The sequence below is a fragment of the Treponema sp. UBA3813 genome (genome assembly GCA_002368605.1).
In the GTDB taxonomy this organism is placed as follows: Bacteria; Spirochaetota; Spirochaetia; order Treponematales; family Treponemataceae; genus Treponema_D.
Genome location: DFEB01000064.1, coordinates 1 through 3079, shown reverse-complemented (window position 1 = coordinate 3079; position 3079 = coordinate 1). Strand labels below are relative to the sequence as shown.

At 39.7% G+C, this 3079-nt stretch carries 6 protein-coding genes; all 6 read left to right on the top strand.

Annotation, left to right across the window (positions count from 1 at the left end; genetic code table 11):
• Positions 1 to 227 (top strand): hypothetical protein (locus B2089_RS09815; RefSeq protein ID WP_296687076.1); only part of this gene is annotated, 227 nt, incomplete at its 5' end.
• A 54-nt stretch (positions 228 to 281) separates the two neighbouring features.
• Complete coding sequence (locus B2089_RS09810) at positions 282 to 1175, top strand: FliM/FliN family flagellar motor switch protein (protein ID WP_296324461.1); 894 nt, start codon at positions 282 to 284, stop codon at positions 1173 to 1175.
• A 13-nt stretch (positions 1176 to 1188) separates the two neighbouring features.
• On the top strand, positions 1189 to 2322 hold the full coding sequence (locus B2089_RS09805; protein WP_296324465.1) for a hypothetical protein: 1134 nt from the start codon (positions 1189 to 1191) through the stop codon (positions 2320 to 2322).
• Positions 2323 to 2328: 6 nt separating this feature from the next.
• The gene (locus B2089_RS09800) at positions 2329 to 2466 is read left to right on the top strand and encodes a hypothetical protein (protein WP_296324468.1); all 138 of its coding nucleotides are present in this window, start codon (positions 2329 to 2331) and stop codon (positions 2464 to 2466) included.
• The gene (locus tag B2089_RS09795) at positions 2466 to 2861 is read left to right on the top strand and encodes a hypothetical protein (protein WP_296324471.1); all 396 of its coding nucleotides are present in this window, start codon (positions 2466 to 2468) and stop codon (positions 2859 to 2861) included. The genes B2089_RS09800 and B2089_RS09795 overlap by 1 nt, the downstream gene beginning before the upstream one ends.
• On the top strand, positions 2858 to 3079 hold a 222-nt coding region (locus B2089_RS09790), incomplete at its 3' end, for a hypothetical protein (protein ID WP_296687071.1). The genes B2089_RS09795 and B2089_RS09790, both read left to right, overlap by 4 nt.

The following is a 3079-nucleotide window of genomic DNA, read 5'->3' as shown; positions in this document are numbered from 1 at the left end:
GCTACAAAAATGCCGTGTTCGAGCGGCGTTCCACAATCGTGTATGCCAAGTTCAGAAACAAATGCAAGATTTGCATTGAAGTCTCGCCACAATTCACTATAAGGCAGGCACTAGGCCCCGCAAACAGCCAGCTGAAAGGTGAAGCCCTGGATGCGTTTTCTGAATGGTGCGATAAAAAGAATATCGTCCGCACGAATGTTTTTGGAAGAATTCACATTGCGCCATAAAAATTTAACGATTCTCCTTGTGTTCACTATGTTATTGGTTAAAGAGGTGCAAAAATGAACGAGAAAAACGATGTGCTTTCACAGAATGAAATCGATGAACTTTTGGGAAAGATGGGAGATGCTGGGGAAACGGAGAAAATGTCAGGAAACAGAGTGCTTTCACAGCCACAAATTGACAAGATTTTTAATGTGAAGCCATGTGATCTTGGACGAGCAGATGTGTTCACGAATCCTCAGAAACAGGCAGTCTCTAACATAATTCAGATTCTTTACGAAAAATGCGATCCCGAAACAAATGACGAAAAAAGTGCTGAAGTTTTCTCTGATTTTTTGCATAATTTGAGGGTTGGTGCCCACCGCGGTTATAGCGAAAATGAAATTGCAACACTGGAACAAACTGTAATCAATCCGATTCTTGAAATGCTAGAGAAATCTTTCAAGGATTATGAAGAAGAACTCAATCTCTGCTCGGAACTTGTTGCAAAATATCCTCACGGAATTAAGCCGAAAGCTGTAAAACTTCCCATACCGACCATCATCAACACGCAGAACAATCCTCAGTTTATGCAGATTGTTTCGCCGAACGAAATTATAATTCTTATCTGCATTGAAACAAAAATTGGCGATGAGGAAGGCTTTATAAATATCTGCCTGCCCCGCACCTTTATTGAAAATATTTTGATTGCAAGCGGCCTGCTTTTTGGAAACTGCCCGCAAAATGATTCTGGATTTCAGAAAGGCTCAAAAGGAAACGGCTATGTTTGTCTCGGCAATTTTAATCTGAAAGACAACGACCAGCTTGAAAAAGGAAGTGTTATCGTACTAGACAGGCTTTGCGGAGAAACTGTTACTCTTCATGATGGTGTAAGCGGAAAGATTATCGCAAAAGCCGAAGTTGTTGCAGTTGATGATAAGTTTGGTGTAAGAGTAACGGAAGTTTGTAAATAGGAAAAAGGTATCTATGGCTCTCCCAGAAAATTTTGAAGGTACAAATGTAAACCATACTTTCAGCCATATTCTGATTCAAGTACAGGCGATTACAAATGATTTTGTTAATAAGCTTGATTTGTTGGATGATTATAAACGGCAGACAGAAGTAGAGCCCTTCCATCCGACTCCAGGAATCAAGATGATGTATGAGGCAAAAAAACTTCGTGTGCAGGAAATTCCAAATGAGCTCGAACACATGAAAACTCAGATTTTACGGGGAAGTCAGAAACTTTCTGACCTGCTTCCGAGCCTGCCAAAAGAGGTTGATTACAAGGCTATAAAATCAGACTGGCGTACTGATGATTTGTGGAAGATTTTGATGAAACAGGCAATCGAGATTGAAAAATCGGTGAAAGATTTAAAAGGCTCACTTTTTAATAATCCCTGGTCAAAATCTGAAACCGAAGTTATCTGTGAAAGCCTTACTGTGCTTGTAAAATCGCTTTTCTTTTGTCTAAAAGCTGTTCTTACTGATGACGATATTTCGGAAATTAGAAAAGATTTGGAAAATGGAGGACAGGATGTACTTTGTCAGAACGAGATTGACAGCCTTCTTGTCAGCTGGGATAATTTGGATATTGATCTTTCAGAACTTCCTGAAATCAGCGAAGATGAACGCTACAATGCGGCTCACGGAATAGACAGGAAACCTAATTACGGTCATGTACATGTTATGGTAGAAACTTGGCTTGCTGAAAAATATGATGAATGGTTTGACGGCTGGGCTTATGCACAGCACTACATCAAATCAATAAAAAATAAAAAAATCGCAAGCCTTACCGAAGTTCCCGATGGCCGTTATCCGTGGATTAGTCGTGCACCAGAATATCATTATGATTTTGACGGTGAGACAATAAAAGAAACTATCGAGCATTCTCATATAATAAGAGGCTTTGAGAATGAAGAATATCTGGGGCCGATTCCACCTGATATTCCGAAGGACATAGGCTGGCGAAAACACGAGATTCAAAAAGCCCTTACCATTTTAGAAACTGCGAAAAAGGACTGTATCTGTGAGTTTAAATTTATAGATGAAGAATTGCAGCGAGAGGTACAAACAAAAAGACAAGAGAATCAAGATATTGAGGTTTTACTAAAGGACTAGAAATATATGAGAAAAAACACATTCGATATTCCACAGGAAGAAATGGACAGATTCCTCAAAGCAATGAACGCTGAACGCACTGAACAGGATGCCCGCCTTGAAAAACTGATAGAATCAGAAAAGGCGAATATGAAATCGGCATAATGAGAAGCTTTTCAGACGATGAAGATTGGACAGATTGGGATAACGATGTAAAAACGCGGCTTAAAAGCGTCACAGATTTTTCTGATGTTTCTACCACCGTTGAGTTTTTGTACCCCGATGGCAGTTTCAGCCACAAACATCCCAATCCTATGGAACTGGAATTTGCCCGCGATGTTGAAGGAGCCTTACCAGAAGACACTCCAAAAACCGACTATCTTGAAGTTGCCTCTGATCTGATGAAAGGTGATGGCTCAATTGAGCTTTTACAAATGTACTGCGAAAAATACATAGAAAGCGAAGATACCCTTTCAAATGAAGATGTGCTTTCTACAGGAAATCAAATTATCGACAAGTATATAGAGGCGTTTAAAAATCTTGCGGACGGTGAAAAATGACAAACATCAAAAAACTAATACCATCAAAATCACTTCGGGAATATTTACAGAAAACAGGGCATGAATTTTCTCTTTGTGAAGAAGCCGCTTTAATTTATCAAAATCCTCTTTTGCGACAGGATGAAAGGCTTGATGCCTTAAACAAAATTGCAAAAACTCTGCGCCTGCCAGAAAATGACGGCAAGCAATTTTCAACTTACCGCAACTGCATTGACGGC

What these genes read in the sequence shown, in the direction of transcription:
- B2089_RS09795 (WP_296324471.1), top strand. Translation starts at nt 2,466, where the DNA reads ATGAGAAGCTTTTCAGACGATGAAGATTGGACAGATTGGGATAACGAT.
- B2089_RS09805 (WP_296324465.1), top strand. Translation starts at nt 1,189, where the DNA reads ATGGCTCTCCCAGAAAATTTTGAAGGTACAAATGTAAACCATACTTTC.
- B2089_RS09800 (WP_296324468.1), top strand. Translation starts at nt 2,329, where the DNA reads ATGAGAAAAAACACATTCGATATTCCACAGGAAGAAATGGACAGATTC.
- B2089_RS09810 (WP_296324461.1), top strand. Translation starts at nt 282, where the DNA reads ATGAACGAGAAAAACGATGTGCTTTCACAGAATGAAATCGATGAACTT.